Here is a 23744-nt window from a genome sequence, read left to right on the forward strand (position 1 = left end):
GCTCACTCGGGGCCAGGCCGCGCACCCGCTCCACCACCTGCCGCAGATGCTCGGGCGTGGTGCCGCAGCAGCCGCCCACCAGAGACAGGCCGTACTCGCCGACGAACGTCTCCTGCGCGTCGGCCAGGCCTTCCGGGCCGAGCGGGAAGTGCGCACCGTCCTTGGTCAGCACCGGCAGTCCGGCGTTCGGCATGCACAGCAGCGGGATACGTGAGTGGCGGGCCAGATGGCGCAGGTGCTCGCTCATCTCGGCCGGACCCGTCGAGCAGTTGAGGCCGATCATGTCGATACCGAGCGGCTCCAGGGCCGTCAGAGCGGCACCGATCTCCGAGCCGAGCAGCATCGTGCCGGTCGTCTCGAACGCCAGCGAGCACAGCAGCGGCAGCTCCGTACCGCTCGCCTCAAGGGCCCGGCGGGCGCCGAGCAGGGCCGCCTTGGTCTGCAGCAGGTCCTGGGTGGTCTCCACCAGAAGCGCGTCGGCGCCACCGGCGATCAGGCCTTCGGCGTTCGCCTGGAAGCCGTCGCGGAGCGTGGTGTAGGCGATATGGCCCAGGGTCGGCAGCTTGGTGCCGGGACCCATCGAGCCGAGGACCCAGCGCTCCTGACCGCTGGACTCGGTGTATTCGTCGGCCACTTGGCGGGCGATCCGCGCACCGGCCTCGGACAGCTCGAAGACCCGCTCCGGGATGTCGTACTCCCCCAGGGCCGCGGAATTGGCCCCGAAGGTGTTGGTCTCGACGCAGTCGACGCCCACGGCGAAGTACTCGGCGTGCACCGAGCGGACGATGTCGGGCCGGGTGACGTTCAGGATCTCGTTACAGCCCTCCAGCTGCTGGAAGTCCTCAAGGGTGGGGTCCTGCGCCTGAAGCATCGTGCCCATCGCCCCGTCGGCCACCACCACCCGGGTGGCAAGGGCCGTACGCAGAGCGGCAGTTCGCGTGTCCGCCGTCATGACACACCTGCCAGATGGGGCTCGATCTCGTGCGCGGCGGTGCTGCCGTACGCCCGGTCGATGCGGGCGAGCAGATCCGCGGCCAGGAGCTTGTACTCCTGTGTGCCGACGGATTCGAGTACCACCGTCGCCAGGGCGCAGCCGAGTTGGGCCGCGCGCTCGTCCGGCAGGTGCCAGGCGCGGCCCGCGAGGAATCCGGCGCGGAAGGCGTCGCCGACGCCGGTCGGGTCGGCGGCGGCGTCCGTCGTGACCGCGGGGATGTCCCGGCGGCCGGCGGCGCGGGTGGTGATCGACACTCCGTCCGCGCCGTGCGTGACGATCCAGGTGCCGACGCGCGCCAGGACGTCCTGTTCGCTCCAGCCGGTGCGTTCCTGCAGCAGAGCGGCCTCGTAGGCGTTGGTGAACAGCAGCTGCGCGCCGTCCACCAGGGTCCGGGTCTGTGCGGCGTCGAGCCGGGCCAGCTGCTGGGCGGGGTCCGCCGCCACGGGCAGGCCCATGGCGTGTGCGGCGGCGGTGTGCCTGAGCATGGCCTCGGGGTCGTCGGCGCCGATCAGGACCAGGCCCAACATGGCTGTTCTGCGGGCCACTTGGTGCAGGTCGAGGTGGCGTGCCTCGGTCATGGCACCGGCGTAGAAGGTCGCGATCTGGTTCTGCTCGATGTCGGTGGTGCACACGAAGCGGGCGGTGTGCAGGGTCTCGCTGACCCGGACCGACGCCGTGTCCACTCCGGCTCCGCGCAGCCATCCGTCGTACTCGGCGAAGTCGACGCCCGCCGCGCCGACGAGCACGGGCCGCAGTCCGAGCAGGCCGAGCCCGAAGGAGATGTTCGCGGCCACGCCGCCCTTGCGGACGTCGAGGCGGTCGGCGAGGAAGGACAGGGAGACATGCTCGATCTGCGTGGTCAGGAACTGCTCGGCGAAGCGGCCGGGGAACACCATCAGGTGATCGGTCGCGATCGAACCGGTAATGGCCATACGCACGGCGTTCACTCCTTAACCGCTGCCGGTCGGGTGGGTGGGCGACTACGGGCGCCCCTACGGGCGCGATGACAGGCCGCGGCTAGAGGCCCGCGGCTTGGCGCAGGGCGTCCGCGCGGTCGGTGCGCTCCCAGGTGAAGTCGGGCAGTTCGCGGCCGAAGTGGCCGTACGCCGCGGTCTGGGCGTAGATCGGGCGGAGCAGGTCGAGGTCGCGGATGATCGCGGCGGGGCGCAGGTCGAAGGTCTCCGCGACGGCTTCCTCGATACGGCGGCTCGCCACCAGGGCGGTGCCGAAGGTCTCGATGAACAGACCGACGGGCTGGGCCTTTCCGATGGCGTACGCGACCTGGACCTCGCAGCGGGTGGCGAGGCCCGCGGCGACGATGTTCTTGGCGACCCAGCGCATGGCGTAGGCGGCCGAGCGGTCGACCTTGGAGGGGTCCTTGCCGGAGAAGGCGCCGCCGCCGTGGCGGGCCATGCCGCCGTACGTATCGATGATGATCTTGCGGCCGGTCAGGCCGGCGTCACCCATCGGGCCGCCGATCTCGAACCGGCCTGTGGGGTTGACCAGGAGGCGGTAGCCGTCGGTGTCCAGCTTGATGCCGTCGTCGGCGAGCTGCTTCAGCTCCGGCTCGACGACGAACTGGCGGATGTCGGGGACGAGCAGCGTGTCCAGGTCGATGCCCTGTGCGTGCTGCGAGGAGACCACGACGGTGTCGAGGCGGATCGCCCGGCTGCCGAGGTACTCGATGGTGACCTGGGTCTTGCCGTCGGGACGCAGATACGGCGCGGTGCCGTCCTTGCGGACCTGCGAGAGGCGCTGCGAAAGACGGTGGGCGAGGTGGATGGGCAGCGGCATCAGCTCGGGCGTCTCGTCGCACGCGTACCCGAACATCAGGCCCTGGTCGCCCGCGCCCTGCGCGTCGAGGGCGTCCTCGGCGCCCGCCCTCTTCTCGTACGCCGTGTCGACGCCGCGTGCGATGTCGGGGGACTGCGCGCCGATCGACACCGTCACGCCGCACGACGCCCCGTCGAAGCCCTTCACGGACGAGTCGTAGCCGATCTCCAGGACCTTGTTCCGCACGAGGCTCGGTATGTCGGCGTACGCGGTGGTGGTGACCTCTCCGGCGAGGTGCACCTGGCCGGTGGTGAGGAGGGTTTCGACAGCGACCCGGGCGCCCGGGTCGTCGCGCAGGAGGGCGTCGAGGACGGTGTCGCTGATCTGGTCGGCGATTTTGTCGGGATGCCCTTCGGTCACGGACTCTGAGGTGAACAGACGACGGGACACGACGCTCCTAGGGGAAGAGGTGGGCCTGAGGGCGGCGGCGCAGCGAAAGCGACCGGAACGGCCTGTGAATCAGGGGAGTCGGGCAGCCGCTGGGCAGATATCGCTGGGCGGATAAATGCCATGGGTTCGCAAGAAGGCAAGGACCTCGCGAGAGGGCCGGGACCACACCGCCCGGGGCTTTGGAACACTGAATGCCATCAGGGCAGGGGTGTGCGTCACGAGAAGCGTGACACACCGTTTCGCGCCGGTCAACCGGGCTGGAGAATAAGGGAGTTGAGAATGGCGCGGGGCAGCGGAGAAGGCCGGGAAGGCGCGCCTGAGTGAATTTCAGGAAGGGCATGCGGGCTTATGACGGACGACGTCGGTGACGCGTCCGCCCGGAACTCGGGATAACAGGGGTAATCGTTCTGGGATACCCCTTCTCACCGTCCGCGCCGATTCACTCCTGGGGATTCTGGTGGCCGGTGCCCATGGGGCCAGGAAGCTGTGTCGCCGTGGAAAGCCGGAAGAGTTCGTCGAGGTCGTATTCCGCGCGCTGGGGGCCGCCGTAGCGGGTGAGCTTTCCCCTGCTGGCCCACTTGCGGATGGTGGCCGCGCTCACTCCCATGGCGAGCGCGGCGAGTTCGGTGGGAACGGTGCGCCGGCCCGGCGGGTAACTCATCGCCCGGATCCGGCCGTTGAGCACCGCATGCGGTCGGCGGCGAGGAGCCAGTGCTGCGGCGGGAGCAGATGTCCCGACTCGCAGGTGACGCGGCCGGGGGCGGCGTCACGTCCGGCGGTCGCCGGCACTCCGTACAGCGTGCCGGTGCAGTCCTGCCGCGGGCAGTCGCCGAGCGGGATGCGCCGCATGGCCCCGGAGCCGATGAGGGTGTCGAACGACTGCAGCAGCCGGGCCAGTTCCTCGCCGAGGTCGGCGGCCGCGGGGTGCGCGGCCAGCCAGTCCAGATGGCGGCCGAGGAAGCGTACGAGGGCGACCACTCCGGGGCCGCCGGGCCCGGGGACCTGTCGCTCGTCCACGACGAGGCGCGCCCAGGAGGCGAGGACTTCCGCCAGCTCCGCCCGTACCGTCATCGCCCGGTCGTCGAGCACGATGCCCCTGGCGCGGCTGCCGCTGACCCGCTCCCGCAGGCCGAGCGGGGCCGAGACCAGATAGTGGTCGCTCTCCCGGTAGGCCTCGAGCAGGGCGCACAAGTCCGCCTTGAGGCCCAGGGGTTGACCGTGCCGGCTGCCGGACGGCCGGGTGGGCGTCCTGTCCAGGGAGTCTGTCCGCTGACCCATGTCGGTCCCCCGAGTTTCTGTGCCGGCTGTCCGGCACCGGGTATGCACACGATCCCGGCCATCCATCGATGGACTTGGCCGTTAGGTTCACCAAAACATGCGTGCCTGTACGTTTGCTACGTGCCATCGAAGCTTTCGATGGCATCTTTGGCACATCAGCCTGGCGGCTCAGGGTTTCGGGGGGTACCCGCCCGCTCCCGAGAGCGGGCGCTGGCGGGGAACTCGCAGGTGGGCGTGGGGTTGTGGCTCACAGAACCGAGCCATGTCCCGTCGGGCCACATCGGCGATCTTGATGATGAGATCGGCGTGCGGGAGCAGTCGCGCGCCGGCTTCCGTCAGTGTGATCTGGCGCCCCGTCCGGCAGAACAACGGCACGCCGACGGACTCCTCCAGGCCTTTGATCTGCGCAGTAACGCTGGACTGCGCATAGTGCAGCTTCTGTGCGGCGCGGGTGAAGCTCAGCTCGGCCGCCACCTCACGGAAGGTGCGTAACTGTTGAAGTTGCACGACGACCTCCCTAGCCGTCTGCTAAAAAGTGCGCTGCTACACGAATATCGTGAGCGTAGCAGCGGTCAGGGGGCCAAGGACGTGCCGTTCGCGCCCTGTTCGCCCAGTTCGCCCAGTTCCTCAAGCTCGGCCATGACCCGCTCCCCGCGGTCCGCCGCCATGTCGAGGCGGGCGAGGATTCCGGGCAGCGCGATGGTGGGCATCACATGCTGCAGAAACACCGACACCCGCCGCTCCACATCGCGCCGGTCGTCCATGACCTCGGACATCAGCTGGATCCCGGTGTAGGCCCCGGCAATCATCACGGCGACATCGTCCAGCTGGACATGCGGATGCAGCTCGCCGCGCTCCCTGGCCTCGGTCAGGCCCCGCATGTTGTGCGTGACCCAGGCCTCGAACGCCTTGCTCCGGTCCAGGCTGTGCGAGGCCTTCTCGACGGCGAGCCGGACACTGCCCTGCAGCAGCCGGTCCTTGCGCAGCCGCACGGTGAAGACCATGCCCGCGTCGACGAACTCCTGCAGCTTGATCTCCCGTGGAATCAGCGGGTACTGCTCACCACCCCGCTGGGTTTCGAGCACCGCCTCGGCGAGATCCTCCTTGGAGGAAAAGTGGTAGTAGAAGGCCCCTCTGGTCACTCCGACCTTCGCGTACACATCGGAGATCACGGCTCCCTCGAACCCTCGCTGCGCGAAGACGGCTCCGCCGGCCTCCACGATCTTCCGGCGAGTTCTGGTAGATCGCTCCTGTTGCGCCACTCGCCACTCCCACTTCTCCCCCGCACCGACCCGATCGCCGGGGTCGCCAGCAATCCTTATTGCGAATCATACATCCATGCACGTATCTTGTGACCTCTCAGCGACTCGTAGCCGACAGTGTTTCTCGGGGGGACTCATGAACCGGGCTACTCGAACCACTAGTTATCCGGACAACTTATGCCTCGATACAGAGCAGTTCGAGGCACCGACGGTCGCCAAGGAGATCGTCCACCGCTCCACCTCAGGGGATGTGATGCCCGTCCGCTGGCTGCGACGGGACGATACGCACTTCTCGCTGGGGGTGCAGTGGCCGGTCAACCACAGGTTCTATGCGCCGCTGCACGGTAAGTACTCACCGACGCTGGTTCCCGAAACCTTCCGGCAGGCGGCGATCCTTCTCGCGCACGCCGAGTTCCACGTTCCGGCCGACCACACCTTCCTCATCTCGGAGTTGACCTATACGGCGAACCCGATCCTGCTCCGTCTCGGCACTCCCACCACCGACCTCACCCTGGACGTCACCTGCTCGCGGATACGCAGACGCGGCACCGGCATCGGCGGGATGGTCTGCCAGATGACCCTGCACAACGGCGTCGGAGTCATCGCGAGCGGCGGCGGCCGGCTGCAGTGCACGGCACCCGAGGTCTACCGCCGGATACGCGGCATCCGCATCACGGCCGAGCCCGATGACATGCCGGTGAGCCCGCCGATCGATCCACGCCGGGTGCACCGGGTCGACCCGGTCGATGTGGTCCTCGCCCCCTCCGCCCGCGCACGCCGCTGGCAGCTGCGCGCAGACCCGCGCAACGAGACCCTCTTCGACCACACGGTGGACCACATCCCCGGCATGGTGCTGCTCGAAGCGGCCCACCAGGCTGCACAGGCCACCGTCTTTCCCCGGTCCTGGTATCCGACCTCCGTCGACATCTGCTACCAGCGTTACGCCGAGTTCAACTCCCCCTGCTGGATAGAGGTCGACACCGCCCCGCCGCTGTCCCCCGGCATCGTGCCCCTCCGGGTCACGGGCCACCAGGACGGCCGGAGCGTGTTCACGGCTCTGGTCAACGGGTCGGTGACGTAGGCGGGCCCGCCGTTCTCGTATACAAGGAGCCACCCCCGTACGGATGCCGGGGGTGGCTTCGGCATTAGCGCGGGTATCGCCGCTCCTCGGCCAGAAAAGAGCGCGCCCGGTTTTCTCGGAGGCAAGCGGAATACAGAATTCGCAATGCCCCTTCATCATGGGCGAGTTCACCTTTCACTCCTTACGCAATCGCGGTCGAGCGAAATCCTCGATGAAAGGCTGGTGGTGTCGGCTGCGGCGGGGCTACATTCGGGCTCAATAAAGCGTGAATCCGAAATTCCGATCTCCAGGGGGCACTTCGCCATGACGGTCACGCGTTGTCCCATCGCCATAGATCCACTCGGGCACGATGTGCACCATGAGATCGCCCGAATAAGGAAAGAAGGACGGGCGGTCAAGGTCGAATTACCCGGCGGGGTCCAGGCCTGGTCGGTGACGAGCCATGACCTCGTCAGACGACTGCTGACCGACCCCCGGGTCTCCAAGGACGCCTACCGGCATTGGCCGGCCTGGATCAACGGCGAAGTCGGCCCGGAGTGGCCGCTGTCCATCTGGGTTTCGGTGCAGAACATGGTCACCGCTTACGGCGCCGACCACACCCGGTTGCGCAAGCCGGTGGCCACGGCATTCACCATGCGCCGGGTGAATGCCCTGCGCCCTCGTGTCGAGGCGATCACGGACGACTTACTGAATCGGCTTGCCGCACTCGACGTACGTCAAGTGGTCGATCTGCGGGCCGAGTTGGCGCATCCGCTGCCGAACCAGGTGGTCTGTGAACTCTTCGGTGTTCCGGAAGAGGTGCGCGGGGATCTGCACGCCATCATCAAGGGCTTCTTCCGTACCTCGGCGACGGTCGAGGAGGCGCAGGCCAATGGAATGAGTCTGTACGCCACCATGGCGAAGTTCGTCGCCATCAAGCAGGAGGAGACCGGCACCGACGACCTGACGCACGCCCTGATCAGAGCGTGGCAGGCGGACGAGGCCACGCTCAGCGAGAAGGAACTCGTCGACAGCCTCACGCTGCTGCTCACCGCGGGGTACGAGACCACCGTCAACCTGATCGACAACGCGATCAGCGCTCTCCTCACCCACCCCGGCCAGCTCGAACTCGTCCGCTCGGGCAAGGCCACGTGGAGCGATGTGGTCGAGGAGACCCTGCGCTGGCAGCCGTCGGGGGCGAACGGCATTCTGCGCTTCGCCGTGGACGACATCGAACTGGGCGAGGTCTGCATTCCCAAGGGCGATGCCATCGTGATCTCGTTCGCCGGCGCCGGGCGTGACCCGATCGTCCACAACAACCCGGACCACTTCGACATCACCCGGCCCACCAGTCGTGAGCACATCGCGTTCGGACACGGCGCCCACTACTGCCTGGGGGCCTCGCTCGCCCGCCTCGAGGCCGAGGTCGCGCTGGCCGCGCTGTTCGAGAGTTTTCCCCTGCTCACGCTTGCCGTGCCGGCCGGCCAGCTGCGGCCACAGCCCTCGTTCATCTCCAACGGTCACCGGGAGGTGCCGGTCTGGCTGCACGGCCGCCCGTGACTCCGGTCCGTGACAACTCCCGCGCGGGACGCGGGAGTTGTCACGGGTTGGGGTCCGCCGGGGCCTCGGTGGGGTGAAGCGGCAGAAAGGTTCGTTCGCGCCGGCGCAGCTCCTCCTCCGCGGTCTGCTCGACGCGGCGCATGGCGAAGCGCAGGATCGGCGGGGCCATCAGGGACGTGGCGATGGCCACGAGCACGATGAGCGTGTACGTCGTGGTCGTGAGCACGCCGATGCGCAGACCGACGGTGGCGATGACGAGCTGAATGACACCCCGGGCGTTCAGGGCGCCGCCGAGCGCGAGGGACTCCCAGGGCCCGAGGCGCCCGATGCGGGCCCCCGCGAAGGCACCGGCGACCTTGCCGACCACGGCGACGAGCAGCAGCACGACGGCGGCTGCCAGGACCGGCGGGTCGGCGAGCGCGGTCAGGTCGATGCGCAGGCCCGCGGTGGCGAAGAACAGCGGGGCGAACACGGCAAGAACGACGGTGCGCAGCGGAGCGAGACGGGCGAGGACGGGGACGGCCCCCGAGCCGGCACCGGAGACGTCCCCCGAGGCACCCCTTGAGCCGGAACCGGCGGCAGGCTCCGGGCGGGAACCGGAGCCGTCGCCGGAGCTGGAACCCGCGACCGAGCCCGCGCCTGAGCCCGCGACCGAGCCGATGAGCATCCCTGCGAGGAATGCTCCGAACATGGCCTCCAGGCCGAGTGCGTGGGTGGCGGCTGCGCTCAGCAGGATCAGGGCGGTGGCGGCGGCCACGGTGATGCCCGGTTCGGAGCGCTCCGTGGCCCGCAGTACACGACGCACCAGGGGCCGGCCGACAAGGGCGGTGGCGGCCAGGACGAGGACCGTGGCGCCGATGAGCAGGGCGACGCTTTCGGGGCGGGCGTCACCCATGGCCATGGCGGTGACCACGGAGAGCAGGATCCAGCCGATGATGTCGTCCACCATGCCTGCGGCAAGGGTGAGTTGGCCGACGTTGCGGTGCAGCAGATTCATGTCGGTGAGCGTCTTGGCGATCACCGGGAGCGCGCTGACGCACAGGGCCACGCCGATGAACAGGGCGAACGCGGGGCGGCCGATGCCGGCCGGGATGAGGCTGCCGGGGGCGGCGTAGCCGGCGGCGACGCCGAGGCCGAGGGGCAGGAGCAGACCGCCGAGTCCGACGCTCAGGGCGGTGGCGCCGCGGCGGCGGATCAGGCCCACGTCCATCTCCATGCCGGTGACACCGACGAGCAGGACGACGCCGATCTGGCCGAGCGCGTCCAGGAGATGGAACTGGTCGGTCGTCGGAGGCAGCAGCCACTGGGACAGCTGGGGCGCGGCGCTGCCGAGCACGGTCGGCCCGAGCAGCACGCCGACGCACAGCTCACCCGCCACGGCGGGCATGCCGAAGCGGGCGGCGAGACGTCCGCACAGCAGGGCGAGGAGGATCAGGAGGCCGGCCTGGAGCAGGAAGACGAACAGCTGGTGGGCCGGGAGCGGCGGTATCGGCGCGGCGAACGGCATGGCGGACTCCGGGGTCTGACGGGGTGTCTGTGAGGCGGGTCGTCGCCGACTGCGCGGGGGCCGGCCGGTCGCCTCAGCTGTCCTGCGCGTCCCACCACGCGATGTGCCGGTCGAGCGGGTCGATGGGCATGACGGCCTTGAACATGTCGTTCTCGACGTTGGCGAGCTTCGCGTCGTAGGGCTTGCCCGCGGCTTCGAAGGAGCGGTGGATGCGGGGGCGGAGCCGCTCGATGGCGGCGGTGTGCCGCTCGAAGGTGCTGGCGGGCTGCAGCAGGAAGTAGGTGCGCGGGTCGCCGTGGGTGTGCCGGGGCGAGTGGCTCGGGTAGCAGGGCGCGAAGGACACCAGGAAGAACCGCTCGCCCTCGATCATGGCGTACCACGGCTGGTCGGGGACCGGTTCCTCGTCGATGTACACGCTTGTGTACAGGTCGGCGAGGGTGGTGTAGAAGCGGCGGGTGAGGACGGTGAGCGCCGCCAGACTGGCGCCGATGGTGGGTTCGTCGAAGGTGATGACCATGCCGTCGAGCCGCTTGGCGCGGGCGGTGCGGAAGAAGTCGGCGAGGGTGTCGCGGTGTCCGCGCAGCTCCTTCTCCACCCCGTCGAGGCCGGCGGCGGTGAGGGTCACGGGCCGGCCCATCCGGGACGGTTTCGCGAAGGGGCAGTAGGTGGCGTTGACGATGTCGTCGAAGCTCATGCTCATTTCACCTGGGCTTTGTCCGGGTGGGGCGCGGCGGTGGCCGCGCCGACGGCCGCGGCGCGGGTGCCGAGGACGTAGAACCACCAGCTGGCGACGGTGAGGGCGATCAGCGTGGCGAACATCACGGCGGGCGTGCTGTGTTCGAGGAGGAAGCCGCAGACGATCGGGCCGAAGGCGATGCCGAGGTGGATGAGGTTCTGGGCGCCGAAGTAGCTGCCGCGCAGCTTCGCCGGGGCGATGTTGTCGATGAACATGTACTCGGCGGGCACCACGATGACCTCGCCGACCGTGAAGACGGCGATGGCGAGCACCAGGACCAGGGCGTGGGTGGACACGGAAAGCCCGATGAGGCCCGCGATGAACGCGGCGCAGCCGAGGGTCAGCCACTTGAGGAGAGTCTTGTCCCGCAGGCGGCTGCCGAGGGCGTACTGCAGGGCGATGACGACGACGGCGTTGGCCGCGGAGATATAGGCCACCGACTGGTACGCCTCTTCGCGGGGCTGTACGAGGACCAGGTACTGCGACATGTACGTCAGCAGCGGTCCGTAGACCATGATGCTGAGGATGCCGCCGAGGGTGAACAGGGCGAGCCTGCGGTCGCCGCGCATGACGCGGAGTACCTGTCCGAAGCCCAGCGGCTCGGTGTCGTCGGCCGCGTCGTCGGCGGCGGCCTGCTCCGTCGCGGCGGGTGCGGTGCGCGGATCGCCTTGCGGCTGTGGGCCGTTGAGGAAGGTGCGGCGGTAGGCGGCCAGCGGCACGAGCGCCGCGAGGATGAAACCGGCGGCCATCAGGAAGGGGCCTGAGGTGTGGGCGCGGGCGAGCCAGGCGCCGAGGAACGGGCCGACGACGGCACCGATGTTCTGCAGCGAGTAGCGCAGCGAGAACACCTTGGTGCGGATGTCGGGTCGTACCAGCTCGGACAGCAGCGCGTTGCCGGTGACGCTCATCGAGGACGAGGCGATGTTCGCGGCGAACAGGAACACCACGACCACGGCGGATACGTCGACCAGTGGCACCGCCACGTACAGCGCCGTCAGGATCACATCGAGCACGATGACGAAGTGCACCTTGACGAAGCGGTCCGCGAGGTAGCCGCCGTAGACGCTGGCGAGGGTGCCCACCAGCATGGAGAGGCCGACGACATAGCCGATCTGCGCGCCGCCCATGCTGTGCGCTTCGTGCAGGTAGATGGGCAGATACACCAGGAGTGCGAAGAAGCTGACCGCTCGCGCGGCAGCGGCGAACAGCAGAATCCTTACCGGCGTGGAGAGTTCGCGCAGCAGCTGCCTGAGGTCTTTCACGAGGAGGGTCCTCCCACGAGGGCTTCGATGATGTCGGTGAGGGACTGCTTGAGCTCCTCGATCCGGGCGGTGTCGAACAGGTCGGGGTGGTGGCCGAAGAGGATCTCCAGGCGTTCGCCGGGGATGACGGTGATGCCGAGCGGATAGTGCGAGACGCCCTTGGCCGACTGGGTCTGCTCGGTCATCCGCAGACCGGTGGCGGTGCGCAGGCCGCCGTCGGGCTCGTCGGGCATGTTCTGGAAGACGTAGTAGGTGTCGAAGAGTTCGCCGAGGCCGAGCAGCCGCTGGATGTCGGTGAGCCCGAGGTGGCGGTGGCCGAAGGTGTCGAGCTGACTGGTCTGGACGCGGGTGAGGGCGGCGGCGGGCGGCTCGGCGGGGTCGACGCGGACACGCAGCGGGACCGTGTTGATGAGCAGCCCTACGGCGTTCTCGATGCCGGGGATCTCGGCGGGCCGTTCGGAGACGGTGACCCCGAAGACGACGTCGCGCCGGCCCGTCAGACGGCTGAGCTGGATGCCCCAGGCGGTCTGCAGCGCCGTGTTGAGGGTGACGCCGACGCGGCCGCAGACCTCGGTGAGGGCCCGGGTCAGGGACGCGCTCAGGACGAGGCCTGTGGTGCGCGGCAGGGCGTGCACGAGTTCACCGGGCGCGAGGCGGGTGGGCTCGGTGACCCCGGCGAGGTAGCGGCGCCATACGTCGGCCGCGGCCTCGCGGTCCTGGGCGCCGAGCCAGCCGAGATAGTCGCGGAACGCCGTCGCCACGGGCAGCCGGGCGCCGTCGTAGAGCGCGAACAGCTCTTCCCACACGGTCGGCATGGACCAGCCGTCGAGGAGGATGTGATGGTCGGCGACGAGGAGTTCGTGGTGGTCGTCGGCGAACCGCAGCAGGATGAAGCGGAGCATCGGCGGTTCGGCGAGGTCGAAGGGCAGCGCGGCGTCGTCGGCGATGATCCGGTCCCGGCGCCGCTCCTGTTCGGCGGCCGGGAGCCCGGAGAGATCGTGCAACCGCCAGGGGACTTCGACGTGTTGGCGGACGGCTTGGACCGGGGTCTCCAGGCCTTCGGAGAGGAAGCCGGCGCGGAGGTTGCCGTGCCGGTCGAGCAGGGCCTGCGCGGCGGACCGCAGCCGCTCGGCGTCCAGCGGTCCGTCGAGCGTGAACAGGCTCTGGCCCTGGTACGGATCGCCCTGCCCCTGGGTGGCACGGGCGTGCAGGAGCAGCCCTTGCTGGAGCGGGGCGAGCGGCCAGATGTCGAGCAACCCCGGCTGGCTGCGCTCCAGTTCGCTGATCGTGGACTGCTTGAGCGGGACCAGGGCGATGTCGGAGGGCGTGAGGCCGCCGAGTCCCGGGTGGCCGGCCAGGGTGGCGAGCGCGCCGACGACGGTGACGAAGCGCTCGGCGAGCGCGGCGATCTCGTCCTCGGTGAACAGCGCGGTGTCCCACTGCCAGGTGGTCTCCACGGCGTCAGGACGCATGTCGACGCTCAGAGCGTACGGGGACGTGCCGGCCGGCGGTGCCGGTGCGGCCGTGGCGGCGGTCGCCGCCGTGGCATCGGTCGCCGCCGTGGCGGTGTGGCGGAAGCAGATCTGTGCCGCGGTGAAATCCTCGCCGTCCCGACTGGCCCGCAGCTGCGGGTAGTTGGCCCCGTGCGCGGGCACCGCGCGCAGCTGCTCCTTGATGCGTTTGACGGTACGGGCGAGAGTGCGCGGCTCCCCCAGGTGCTGGTCGAGGGGGCCCGTGAGGCCGTGGCTCAGGCGCACCGGGAAGGCTTCGTCGTACCCGCCGGTGGTGAGGTCGAGGCGCAGGGCGGCCGGTGTCCGCGGCTCGCGGTGGCGGCGCCATTCGCCGAGTGCGGGGGCGAGCGCGGCCAGGGCGATGTGTTCGGGCCCGGCGTGGAAGAGCCGCGGCAGCACCTCGCGTACGGCTTCGGCGAGTTCGGGCGGCAGGGCGCGGGTGAGGGCGGCGCGGCCGGGTGCCGGGCCTGCGGGGGTGAAGGGCGGGTCGGGGGTCTGCAGGGTCTTGTGCCAGTGGGCGAGTTCGGCGGCTTCGTCCGCCGCCGGGTCGCCGGGGCCCGTGCCGGTGTGGTCGAGGGCGGCGAGTGCCTCGACGGTCTGGTGCTGGAAGACATCCCTCGCGGTGAGGGTGAGGCCCTCGGCGCGGGCGCGGCTGACCAGCTGGATGGAGCGGATGCTGTCGCCGCCGAGATCGAAGAACCGGTCGTCCGCGCCTGCCTCGTCGAGTCCGAGCACCTCCGCGAACAGCCGGGCGAGCAGCCGCTCGTCGGGGGTACGCGGCGGGCGTACGGTGCGGGCGGAGAAGTCGGGCGGCGGCAGCTGCCGCGTGTCGAGCTTGCCGTTGGGGGTCAGCGGCAGCTGGTCGAGGACGACGATGGCGGCGGGCACCATGTGGTCGGGCAGTTCCTTGCCGGCATGGCGGCGCAGGGCCTGGCCGAGCTTGCGGGTGTGGTCGTCGGCGTGCGGGGTGTTGGTGCGCTCGTGCAGGGGGCGGCCGTCGGGCGCGGGGTCGAACAGGTCGGTGAACGCGGTGACTTCGGTGTGCGTGGCGTCGAAGAAGACGGCGTCGAAGCGGTCGGGCGCGCCGTCGCACACGGTCGGTTTGACGGTGTAGCCGAGGTCGGCGGCGAGGGCGTGCAGGGCTTCGGGGTCGATGCCGGGACGCTCGTCGTGGCCGGTGGCCGGGCGGTCTGCGCGGCCAGTGGCCGTGCGCTCCGCGGGGCCGGTTTCCGGGTGCTGTCCGTCGGGCGCGGGCGGTGCGGCGGCGGCCGGTGCGTTCCACAGGTGGCGTTCGGCGCGGGCCTCGGCGCTGACGCGCCAGTTGGGCAGGGCGCGTACGCGCAGGGTCGCGGGGCGTTTGCGGTCGAGGTGCTCACGGATCTCGTCGAGCCCCGACAGGCCGTCGGACCAGGTGAGTTCGGTGCCTTCGCGGGCGGAGACGGGGGCGCTGCCGCCGTGCTTGTGCAGCACCACTTCGTAGCGGAAGTCGGTCAGTTCATTGCGGTGTGCGGCCCGCTTGAGCTGGATGTCGACACCCGCGACGGTATCGGTCTGCTCGGCCAGGAGCGTGAAGAAGGCGGGGTCGACGAGGAGTTCGCTCTCCAGGTCGACGGCCTGGGTGATGCGCTCGCGCAGTGCGGCGGCCGGCTCCTGGGCATGGGCGTCGTTGCCCAGGACGATCGCCGTGGCGAAGGTGCGCAGCAGGCGCAGATCGCGGATGTCGCCGAGGTAGACACGGCCGCCGGGTACGAGCAGGTCGAGTGCCTGGCGCAGCACGTCGACGAGGTAGTGGCCGCTGGGGAAGTACTGGGCCACGGAGTTGATGACGACCGTGTCGTAGCGCCGTCGGTCGACGAGGCCCAGTTCGTGGGCGGGCAGGGCGCGCAGCCGCACCCGGTCGCGCAGCTCGGGCGATTCGGCGACGCGGGCGCCGAGCGCCTGGATCACCGAGGGCGAGAAGTCCAGGCCCGTGTAGGAGCTGCAGTGCGGGGCGACCTCCCACAGGATCAGGCCCGAGCCCACACCGACCTCGAGGACGTGCTGCGGGCGCAGGGCGCGGATCCGCTCGACGGTCGCGGCCCGCCATTCGCGCATCTGGTCGAGGGGGATGGGCCGGTTGTCGTAGCTGCTGTTCCAGCCGGTGAAGTCCTCCTGGGTGGCGAGTCCCTCCTGTTCGCTGTAGCCCTGTTCGTGGATGAGCTGCCAGCGGTCGACGTGGTCGGCCTCGTCGTGCGGGTCACGGGTGGCGGGGTCGGCGGCGCGTGCGACGACATAGCCGACGAGCTGTTTGTGGTCGGGGGTGTCCTCGCGGACGACCACGGCGGACTGGACGACGTCCGGGTGGCTGTCGAGGACCGCTTCGATCTCGCCGGGTTCGATCCGCATGCCGCGGATCTTGACCTGTTCGTCGGTGCGGCCGACGAAGTCGATGACCCCGCTGTGCGGGCGCCGCCTCGCCAGGTCCCCGGTGCGGTACATCCGGCCGCCGGGCGGCCCGAACGGGCAGGCCACGAAGCGTTCCGCGGTGAGCGCGGGCCGGCCGAGGTAGCCGCGGGCGAGGCCGTGCCCGGCAAGGTAGAGCTCGCCGGTGACTCCGGGCGGCACGGGACGCAGGCGTTCGTCGAGGAGATAGACACGGGTGTTGTGCAGCGGACGGCCCACGGGCACCGAGTCGGTCTCGACGCCGGGTCCACCGGAGCCGTACTCCCAGTAGAGGGCGTCGACGGTGGCTTCGGTGGGGCCGTAGGCGTTGATGAAGCGGTGCCCCTGGGACCAGGTGGCGGCGAGGCCCGGCGGGCAGGCCTCACCGGCCACCATCAGGTTCCGGCAGTCGGCCAGGGCGGCCCGGTCCATGGAGCCGAGGATCGTCGGCGAGAACGTCATATGGGTGGGCCGGTGCCGGGCGAGCAGGGCGCGCTGCCGGTCGACGGAGAGCAGCTCCTCGGGGGAGGTGAGCATGACCGTCGCCCCGGAGAGCAGGGTGCAGCACATCTCGCAGAACGTCGGGTCGAAGTTGATCGAGGAGAACTGCAGGAAGCGCGCGTCTGCGTCGAGGCCGAAGCGTTCGATGTAGCTGCGGGCCAGGTTGGGGATGCCGCGGTGGGTGACCGCGACTCCCTTGGGGCGGCCGGTGGAGCCGGAGGTGTAGATGACGTAGGCGAGGTCGTCGAGGCGCAGCGGCCGCAGCCGGTCGGCGTCGGTGGGCGGGTGCGTGGGGGCCGTGTCCAACTCGCGTACCGCGTGCGGGTCGTCCCACTCCAGGCGTGGCAGGGCCCGTGCCTCCTCCGGCAGCGCCGCGGCCACGTCCCCGGTGGTGAGGAGCGTCTTCGGCGTGGTGTCCGCGACCATGAACGCGAGGCGGTCGGGTGGGTAGGTGGGGTCGAGGGGCAGATAGCCGGCGCCTGCCTTGAGGATGCCGAGGAGGCTGGGCAGCATCTCGGGCGAGCGGTGCAGGGCCATCGCGACGATGTCCTCGGAGCCCACGCCGCGCGCGATCAGCCAGTGCGCGACCTGGTTGGCGCGGCGCTCCAGCTGCGCGTACGTCAGGGAGACGTCGCCGCAGACGAGGGCGGTGGCGTCGGGGGTACGGGCGGCCTGCTCCTCGAAGAGGGCGGGGTAGGCGGTGTCGGGCAGGTCGCGGTCGGTGTCGTTCCAGTGGTGCAGGGCCTCGTACCGCTCGGCGGGGTCGAGGACGTCGATCTCGGCGAGCGGGAGCCGCGGGTCGGCTGCGACGGTGTCGAGGACGCGGCGCAGATAGCGGGCGATGCGCTCGGCGGTGTCCCGGTCGAACAGGTCGGTGGCGTACTCGATCTCGCCGCGCAGCCCGTCGGGCCTGCCGTGTGCGTCGAAGCGCTCGGTCAGCTCGATGGTGAGGTCGAACTTGGCGGTCTGAGTGGGCACCGTCTCGTGGACCGCGCGCACACCGGGCAGTTCCCAGTGCGGCTCGGTGTTGTTCTGCAGCACCAGCATGACCTGGAACAGCGGGTGGTGGCTGGTCGAGCGGGCCGGGTTGAGCTGCTCCACGAGGTATTCGAAGGGCAGGTCCTGGTGGCCGTAGGCGGCGAGGTTGGTCTCCTTGACCCGTTCCAGGAGGTCGGTGAAGGCCGGGTTGCCCGAGGTGTCGGTGCGCAGCACCAGGGTGTTGACGAAGAAGCCGACGAGATCGTCGAGTGCCCGGTCGGCGCGGCCCGCGATGGGGCTGCCGAGCGGGATGTCGCTGCCGCAGCCGAGCCGGGTGAGCAAGGTGGCGACGGCTGCCTGCACCACCATGAAGAGGCTGACCTGCCGCTGCCCCGCGAGGTCGAGGAGCCGGTCGGTGAGCGCGGCGTCCACGTCGAAGCGGATGACGTCGCCGCGGTAGCTCGCGCGGGCCGGTCGCGGCCGGTCGGTGGGCAGGTCGAGGCGTTCCGGCGCGCCCGCCAACGTCTCGCGCCAGTAGGTGAGTTGGCGGGACAGTTCGCTGCCGGGGTCGTCGGGGGCGCCGAGCAGTTCGCGCTGCCACAGCGTGTAGTCGGCGTAGTTCATGGGGAGCGGGGCGGCGCCGTCGGCGGTGCCGTCGTGGGCGGCCGCGTACGCCGTGCACAGGTCGCGGACGAGCGGGGCGAGCGACCAGCCGTCGCTGGCGATGTGGTGGATGCAGAGCAGCAGGACCCCTTCGGTGGCGCCGGTGCGCAGGAGTTCGGCGCGGAAGGGGATGTCGTCGGCGAGGTCGAAGACATGCCGGGCGGCGCGGTCGATCGCGGTGTCCAGGGCGTCGGCGGGCACGTCGCGCACGACGAGCGGGACCTCGGCCCGGTCGGCGGGGACGATGTCCTGCACGGCGCCGCCCGGTCCTTCGCGGAACCGGGTGCGCAGGCTCTCGTGGCGGTGTACGAGCGACTCGACGGCGCTGCGGAGCGCGTCGAGGTCGAGGCCGCCGGTGAGCCGGACGGCGATGGGCAGGTTGTAGGTGGTGCTCGGCCCTTCCAGGCGGTCCAGGAACCACAGCCGCTGCTGGGCGTACGACAGCGGCACGGGCCCGGTGCGCTCCATCGGGCCCGGCGCGCGCCGGGCCGGGGCGGTGGCGCCGGAGGCGAGGACACGGGCCAGGGCGGCGGGGCTCGGCTCGTCGAAGACGGTGCGGACGGTCAGCTCACGGCCGAGTTCATCGCGTACGCGGGCGATCAGACGGGTGGCGAGCAGGGAGTTGCCGCCGAGTTCGAAGAAGCCGTCGTCGGCGCCGATGTCCTCGATCCGCAGGATGTCGCGGAACAGGCCGACCAGGGTGTGCTCTTCGGGGGTGGCGGCGGCACGTCGCGCCGGGCTCCTGGTGGCGGCGAGCGGCGGCAGGGCCTTGCGGTCGACCTTTCCCGCGGGGGTGAGCGGGAAGCGGTCCAGGACGGCGACACCGGCCGGGACCATGTGGTCCGGCAGCCAGCGGGCGAGGGCGGCGCGCAGCGCGGCGGGCTGCGGGCTCGCGCCGGGGGCCGGGACGACATAGCCGGCGAGGTGGGGCGCGCCGGGAGTGTCCTCGCGCACGACGACACGGGCCTGGGCGACCTCGGCGCGGGCGCGCAGGGCCTCCTCGATCTCGCCGAGTTCGATGCGATGGCCGCGGACCTTGACCTGCTCGTCGGTGCGGCCGAGGAATTCCAGGGTGCCGTCGGCGCCGCGGCGCACGACGTCCCCGGTGCGGTACATACGGCTGCCCGGCGGCCCGTACGGGCAGGCCACGAAGCGTTCCGCGGTGAGCGCGGCACGGCCGAGGTAGCCGCGGGCCAGGCCTGCCCCGGAGAGGTGGAGCTCACCCGCGGTGCCGTCGGGAACCTCGCGCAGCCGCTCGTCCAGGACGTGGGCGCCGGTGTGCCACAGGGGCCCGCCGATGGTGACGGGCTCGTGGGGGCGTACGGGGGCGAGGGTGGACCAGATGGTGGTCTCGGTGGGGCCGTACAGATTCCACACGTCGGCGTGGCCGCTGTCGGCCAGGAAGCCGGCCAGATCCTGCGGCAGCGCCTCGCCGCCGGTCAGCAGGTGTGCCCCGCGCGGCAGTTCGTCCGGGCGCCAGCCCGCCTCGCGCAGCAGCTGCCACAGGGCGGGGGTGCCCTGCATCAGGGTGGGGCGGACTTCGGCGAGACGGCGGCGCAGCCGGTTTCCGTCGACGGTGACGTGGCGCGGCACGAGGTGCAGGCGGGCGCCGTTGAGCAGCGGCAGATACAACTCGAGGCCCGCGATGTCGAAGGACACGGGCGTGGTGGACACGACGGTGTCGCCGGGGCCCAGGGGGTAGCGGTCGGACATGCAGTCAAGGAAGTTGGACAGCGCGCCATGGGTCACGACGACGCCTTTGGGCCGCCCGGTGGAGCCGGAGGTGTAGATGACGTACACGCCCTGGTCGTGGCCGGTGTGGCGGCCGACGGGGTTGGTGTCGTCGGCTTCGCGGGGCGTACCGACGCGATCGGTGTCGCCGGACTCGCGGGGCGTGCCGGTGGGAGCCTCGTCGACGTAGAGGCGTTCGGTGTGCGGGGCGAGGGCGCCGAGCGCGGTGTCCACGGCGCGGGTGGTGAGCAGACAGCGCGGGGCCGCGTCGGCCGCCATGTAGGCGAGCCGCTCGGCGGGATAGCCGGGGTCGAGCGGCAGATAGAGCGCGCCCGCCTTCCAGATTCCGAGCAGGCTGCTCACCAGGTCGGGCGAGGCGTCGACGGCGACCGCCACGATGTCCTCGGGGCCGGTGCCGCGGGCGATCAGCCGGTGCGCGATCCGGTTGGCGCGGGCGTTCAGCTCGGCGTAGGTGACGGTGGCGCCGTCGGTCTCGACGGCGACGGCCGTGGGGGTGGCGGCCGCCTGGGCCTCGAACCTGGCGGTGAGGGCGGTCTGCCGGGCGGCGGGCACGCCGTGCTCGGTGCGGCTCATCCCGTGGCCCCGGGCCGGTGCGACGCGGTGGCCCGGATCAGGCTCGCGGGCCGCAGATCCGTCCAGTTCGCGGTGATGTGGTCGAGGCAGCGCTCCCGGGAGTCCGGGCCGTGGACGCTGTCCCAGCCGTCGGGCACGGGAGCGAAGGCGGGCCACAGCGAGTGCTGGCCCTCGTCGTTGACCAGGACGCGGTAGTCCGCCGCGGGGTCCTCGAAGGGCTGGGTGCCGTGGTCGGTCATGGTGGTCACTCCTCGCCCACGAAGGCGGCGATCCGCGCCGCGATCTTCTCGGCCTCGGGGCCGCGCAGCAGTCCGTAGTGGTCGCCGTCCAGGACCTCGACGGCCGGGTTGCCGAGGACGTCGATCCAGGTGTCGCGGGTGTAGTTCTGCGCGGTGTGCAGGAGCAGCGCGTCGACGTCGGCGGGCTCGGGCCGGTAGGCCGTCAGGGCGCGGACGTTGGTGCGGTACGCGCTGTGCAGGCGTGCCACGAATTCGGTGCCGGATTCGACGGCGCTGCCGAAGAGCGCCGTCGACAACTCCCGGTAGACGGCGTCGGTCCGGGCGTCCGGGCCACCGACGGTGGCGTCGGGGGCGTCGGGGGACACCTGGGTGAGCAGGTCGGCGCGGAACTCCGCGAGCAGCGCGGCGTCGTCGGTGTCGATCGGCGGCTCGTCCCAGATGTAGCCGTCGAGGACGACGAGGCGGCGCACTCCCAGGTCCCGTTCGGTGGCGAGCCTGGCCACCTCGAGGGCGATCACGGCGCCGGCCGACCAGCCGGCCAGATGGAAGTCGTCCTCGCCGAGTTCGTCCTCGATCAGGTCCACGTAGGACTCGGCGATGGCCCGGACGGTGTCGGCCGCGGGGGCCGCGGAGTCGGTGAGGGCCGGTGACTGGATGCCGTGGCAGGCGCGGTCCTCGCCGAGGTGGCGCACCAGTTTCGTATAGCCGAAGAGCAGTCCGGTGACGGGGTGCACGAAGACGAGGGGGGTACGGGAGCCGCGGTTGCTCATCCGGACGAGGACGCGGTGCGGATTGGCCGCCTGGGGCAGTGTCTTGTGGGCGACGAGGTTCGCCACCGTGCGGTGGCGGAGCATGTCGCCCATGTTGAGTTCCCAGCCCAGGCGCTGGTTGATCTGCTCGACGGTGACCAGGGCGAGCAGGGAGTCCCCGCCGACGGCGAAGAAGTCGTCGGCGGGCGTCACGTCGGCGCCGCCGAGTGCGCTGCTCCAGATATCCAGGATGGTCTGTTCGACCAGATTCTGCGCTTCCATGCTCATGGAGTCCTCTCGTTCCTTCCGGATGACCATCCGCACCGTCGTCCGCGGCACCGTCGTCCGCGGCACCGTCGTCCGCGGCACCGTCGTCCGCCCTTCGGGCTCGTTCTCAACGGCCGGGCGGGCGCACCGGTGCGGCCGCATCGCACAGTGCGCCGGTCGGCCGGGAGAGCCGGGTCATGGCCATCCGCCCGTGAACTTGATGACGTCGCCCGTGAGGAAGCACGCCGAGCAGCCGGAGAGGAAGACGATCAGCTCGCCGATCTCCTGTTTGGTGCCGAGCCGCCCGGCGGGGACGAGGGCCTTGAGCCGGTCGCGGCCCTCGTCGGTGTCCCAGATCTCCTCGGGGTAATAGAGCTCGCTCTCCAGGAAGTTGGGGGCGATCGCATGCACGGTGATCTTGTACGGGGCGAGTTCGCGCGCGGCGGCCTGGGCGAAGGCGGAGGCGCCCGCGCGCAGCGAGCTGTAGACGGCGAAGCCGGGCTGTGCGGCGTCCGGCGCGGCCGAGGTGATCAGGACGATATGGCCCGAGCCCTGGCGCTTCATATGCTCGGCCGCGCGGGCCACCAGGTCGATCGGGGTGACGAGCAGGGACTCGGCGGCCTGGCGCAGATCGCCGGTGTCGCTCTCGTCCACGGGCCGGTAGTGCAGCGGATAGGTGTCGTTGCTGACGAGCAGGTCGATCCGGCCGTGTTCGCGCACCGCCTGGGTGATGGTCCGCCCCGGGGTGCGGTGCTTGCAGGCCACGGCACCGGGGTGGGCGGACTCGAAGGCGGCGCGCCGGGTCTCGTCGGCGAAGTCCTCGTCGTGGCACAGGACGGTGAAGCCCGCCTTGAGGAGCGCGGGCACGGCGCCGGGCCCGGCGTAGCGGCCGGCGTTGGTGACGACGGCGACGCGCGGCCAGGCGGCCCCGGGGTCGTCGACGAGGGCCAGGGTGGCTTCTCCCGTGGTCATGGGCGGCCGCCCGCGGCGATGAACTCCTCGATCTCGTCGAAGAGTTCCGCGGTCGGCAGCAGGATGTCGTGGTGGCTGCCGCTGTCCCGCTCGGACAGGACGCTGCCGCGCACGGTGTCGTGCAGATGGTGCGCGGCGGCCGGGTGGGTCATCCGGTCGGTACGACTGGTGATGATCTTCAGTCGCTGGCCGATCCGGGCGGCGGCGGCACTCGCGTCGTACGCCATGAGGCTGTGGTTGAGCCGGGCGTAACGGTGGAAGAGCCGGGCGTCGCCGTAGGGGTAGAGGATGTACGGCGCGAGCCGGGCCGGGACTCCGTACAGCATGTTCGGGTCGAGGAACAGTTCGAGGATGTCGCGGGCCCGGCCGTGGCCGGCGGCCGCCTCGGACAGGAAGCCCTGGAACTGCTTCTGGAACGAGCTGCGCTGTACGCCTGCGCCGAAGTTCAGGTCGGGGTGACAGACCGTCAGGGATGCGATGTCCGGGGCGTGTTCCTCGGTGACGGCGAGGGCGAGCGCGATGGGTGCGCCGCCGCAGACGCCGACGAGGTGGACCCGCGTGCTGCCGTATTCGCGCAGGACGGCACCGGCGAGCGCGACCTCCTGCTCGAAGTCCCCTGACGGGTCGGGGAGTTGGTCCCAGCCGTCGAAGAGATGGGGGTTCTCGTACGTCAGGACGCGGCGCCCGGCGCCGAGGGCTTCCTGCCAGGGTCGGAACAGGGCGGCGGGCACTCCGCAGGGCGGCACGATCAGGACGGCCTCCGCGCCGGGCGTGCCCTGGGAGTAGGCGGTGAAGGGCGGCAGGCCGGGAGCGTGCACGGTGCGGCGCTCGGGGGGTGCCGGGCGTTCCGGGAGGTCGGCTGTGGGCTCGCCGGGGTCCGGGGCGGCGCCGAGCGCCTGCCACAGGCCGGGTTCCAGGGCGAGGAAGTTGCTGAGCGCGACCTCGAGGCTGGAGGGCTGCTCGGGCGCCGGCCAGACGAACTCCGGTACCGGCAGGTCGTAGCGGGAGCCGGTCTCCTTCAGTGCCTTGTTGCAGCGGGCCACCGACTCGGGGCCGAACTCGCCCTGGCACTCGGAGGTGTAGGGCCGCTTGAGTTCCTCGACGGGGAACACCCGCAGGGCTCCCCCGGTCGAGGTGAGCAGCGGCCGGCACTCGTCGAGGGCGGCGCCGAGCGCGGCGCGCGCGGCCGCCGCTCCCTGGGTCCGCTGCCGCTCACCCGTGGCGTTCGGGGCCATG

17 protein-coding genes are annotated in these 23744 nt (G+C 70.9%); 2 read left to right on the forward strand and 15 right to left on the reverse strand.

All coding sequences use genetic code 11. The features are described from left to right. From ACFQVC_RS41480 to ACFQVC_RS41510, 7 genes are all read right to left on the reverse strand, one after another. On the reverse strand, nucleotides 1-952 hold a 952-nt coding region (locus tag ACFQVC_RS41480), incomplete at its 3' end, for a homocysteine S-methyltransferase family protein (RefSeq protein WP_381841637.1). Further along, nucleotides 949-1932, reverse strand: a complete 984-nt coding sequence (locus tag ACFQVC_RS41485) for a carbohydrate kinase family protein (RefSeq protein WP_381841640.1) — start codon at nucleotides 1930-1932, stop codon at nucleotides 949-951. The genes ACFQVC_RS41485 and ACFQVC_RS41480, both read right to left, overlap by 4 nt. A 79-nt stretch (nucleotides 1933-2011) precedes the next feature. Continuing rightward, a complete protein-coding gene (metK, locus tag ACFQVC_RS41490) occupies nucleotides 2012-3217 on the reverse strand; it encodes a methionine adenosyltransferase (RefSeq protein WP_381841643.1) in 1206 nt (401 codons plus the stop codon). Nucleotides 3218-3656: 439 nt separating this feature from the next. Beyond that, a complete protein-coding gene (locus ACFQVC_RS41495; protein ID WP_381841645.1) occupies nucleotides 3657-3878 on the reverse strand; it encodes a transcriptional regulator in 222 nt (73 codons plus the stop codon). Continuing rightward, nucleotides 3875-4495 (reverse strand): OvmZ protein, encoded by a 621-nt coding sequence (locus ACFQVC_RS41500; RefSeq protein ID WP_381841648.1) that lies wholly within the window; start codon nucleotides 4493-4495, stop codon nucleotides 3875-3877. Before ACFQVC_RS41500 ends, ACFQVC_RS41495 begins: the two co-directional genes overlap by 4 nt. Before the next feature lie 168 nt (nucleotides 4496-4663). Further along, the gene (locus ACFQVC_RS41505) at nucleotides 4664-5002 is read right to left on the reverse strand and encodes a LysR family transcriptional regulator (RefSeq protein ID WP_381841651.1); all 339 of its coding nucleotides are present in this window, start codon (nucleotides 5000-5002) and stop codon (nucleotides 4664-4666) included. A 65-nt stretch (nucleotides 5003-5067) separates the two neighbouring features. Further along, nucleotides 5068-5757 (reverse strand): ScbR family autoregulator-binding transcription factor, encoded by a 690-nt coding sequence (locus ACFQVC_RS41510; protein ID WP_381841654.1) that lies wholly within the window; start codon nucleotides 5755-5757, stop codon nucleotides 5068-5070. 136 nt (nucleotides 5758-5893) lie between these two features. On the opposite strand from ACFQVC_RS41510, the gene ACFQVC_RS41515 reads away from it, so the two are divergent. Then, nucleotides 5894-6838: a ScbA/BarX family gamma-butyrolactone biosynthesis protein gene (locus ACFQVC_RS41515; protein WP_381841657.1), complete on the forward strand. Its 945-nt coding sequence runs from the start codon at nucleotides 5894-5896 to the stop codon at nucleotides 6836-6838. 303 nt (nucleotides 6839-7141) lie between these two features. Continuing rightward, nucleotides 7142-8377 (forward strand): cytochrome P450 family protein, encoded by a 1236-nt coding sequence (locus ACFQVC_RS41520; RefSeq protein WP_381841660.1) that lies wholly within the window; start codon nucleotides 7142-7144, stop codon nucleotides 8375-8377. Nucleotides 8378-8417: 40 nt separating this feature from the next. On the opposite strand, the gene ACFQVC_RS41525 is transcribed toward ACFQVC_RS41520, so the two are convergent. The 8 genes from ACFQVC_RS41525 to ACFQVC_RS41560 form a co-directional block, all read right to left on the reverse strand. Continuing rightward, nucleotides 8418-9884: a cation:proton antiporter gene (locus ACFQVC_RS41525; protein ID WP_381841663.1), complete on the reverse strand. Its 1467-nt coding sequence runs from the start codon at nucleotides 9882-9884 to the stop codon at nucleotides 8418-8420. A 73-nt stretch (nucleotides 9885-9957) separates the two neighbouring features. Next, a complete protein-coding gene (locus tag ACFQVC_RS41530) occupies nucleotides 9958-10578 on the reverse strand; it encodes a hypothetical protein (protein WP_381841666.1) in 621 nt (206 codons plus the stop codon). A gap of 2 nt (nucleotides 10579-10580) precedes the next feature. After that, nucleotides 10581-11882, reverse strand: a complete 1302-nt coding sequence (locus ACFQVC_RS41535; protein ID WP_381841669.1) for an MFS transporter — start codon at nucleotides 11880-11882, stop codon at nucleotides 10581-10583. After that, nucleotides 11879-20281, reverse strand: coding sequence for an amino acid adenylation domain-containing protein (locus ACFQVC_RS41540; RefSeq protein ID WP_381841671.1), 8403 nt, complete (start codon nucleotides 20279-20281; stop codon nucleotides 11879-11881). The genes ACFQVC_RS41535 and ACFQVC_RS41540 overlap by 4 nt, the downstream gene beginning before the upstream one ends. Then, on the reverse strand, nucleotides 20278-20520 hold the full coding sequence (locus ACFQVC_RS41545) for an MbtH family protein (protein ID WP_381841674.1): 243 nt from the start codon (nucleotides 20518-20520) through the stop codon (nucleotides 20278-20280). Before ACFQVC_RS41545 ends, ACFQVC_RS41540 begins: the two co-directional genes overlap by 4 nt. A 5-nt stretch (nucleotides 20521-20525) precedes the next feature. Next, the gene (locus ACFQVC_RS41550) at nucleotides 20526-21557 is read right to left on the reverse strand and encodes a thioesterase domain-containing protein (RefSeq protein WP_381841677.1); all 1032 of its coding nucleotides are present in this window, start codon (nucleotides 21555-21557) and stop codon (nucleotides 20526-20528) included. Between the two features lie 174 nt (nucleotides 21558-21731). Beyond that, nucleotides 21732-22508, reverse strand: coding sequence for an SDR family oxidoreductase (locus ACFQVC_RS41555; RefSeq protein ID WP_381841680.1), 777 nt, complete (start codon nucleotides 22506-22508; stop codon nucleotides 21732-21734). Further along, nucleotides 22505-23743 (reverse strand): alpha/beta fold hydrolase, encoded by a 1239-nt coding sequence (locus ACFQVC_RS41560; protein ID WP_381841683.1) that lies wholly within the window; start codon nucleotides 23741-23743, stop codon nucleotides 22505-22507. The genes ACFQVC_RS41555 and ACFQVC_RS41560 overlap by 4 nt, the downstream gene beginning before the upstream one ends. Between the last annotated feature and the right edge of the window lies 1 nt (nucleotide 23744).

Origin of the sequence: Streptomyces monticola (genome assembly GCF_042665355.1) — a bacterium.
GTDB classification, from domain to species: Bacteria; Actinomycetota; Actinomycetes; order Streptomycetales; family Streptomycetaceae; genus Streptomyces; species Streptomyces monticola.

Bases quoted from the DNA above. Each gene is read 5' to 3' on its own strand.
- ACFQVC_RS41495 (WP_381841645.1), bottom strand. From the start codon at position 3,878: ATGAGTTACCCGCCGGGCCGGCGCACCGTTCCCACCGAACTCGCCGCG.
- ACFQVC_RS41500 (WP_381841648.1), bottom strand. From the start codon at position 4,495: ATGGGTCAGCGGACAGACTCCCTGGACAGGACGCCCACCCGGCCGTCC.
- ACFQVC_RS41515 (WP_381841657.1), top strand. From the start codon at position 5,894: ATGAACCGGGCTACTCGAACCACTAGTTATCCGGACAACTTATGCCTC.
- ACFQVC_RS41520 (WP_381841660.1), top strand. From the start codon at position 7,142: ATGACGGTCACGCGTTGTCCCATCGCCATAGATCCACTCGGGCACGAT.
- ACFQVC_RS41525 (WP_381841663.1), bottom strand. From the start codon at position 9,884: ATGCCGTTCGCCGCGCCGATACCGCCGCTCCCGGCCCACCAGCTGTTC.
- ACFQVC_RS41530 (WP_381841666.1), bottom strand. From the start codon at position 10,578: ATGAGCTTCGACGACATCGTCAACGCCACCTACTGCCCCTTCGCGAAA.
- ACFQVC_RS41540 (WP_381841671.1), bottom strand. From the start codon at position 20,281: ATGAGCCGCACCGAGCACGGCGTGCCCGCCGCCCGGCAGACCGCCCTC.
- ACFQVC_RS41545 (WP_381841674.1), bottom strand. From the start codon at position 20,520: ATGACCGACCACGGCACCCAGCCCTTCGAGGACCCCGCGGCGGACTAC.
- ACFQVC_RS41550 (WP_381841677.1), bottom strand. From the start codon at position 21,557: ATGAGCATGGAAGCGCAGAATCTGGTCGAACAGACCATCCTGGATATC.
- ACFQVC_RS41555 (WP_381841680.1), bottom strand. From the start codon at position 22,508: ATGACCACGGGAGAAGCCACCCTGGCCCTCGTCGACGACCCCGGGGCC.
- ACFQVC_RS41560 (WP_381841683.1), bottom strand. From the start codon at position 23,743: ATGGCCCCGAACGCCACGGGTGAGCGGCAGCGGACCCAGGGAGCGGCG.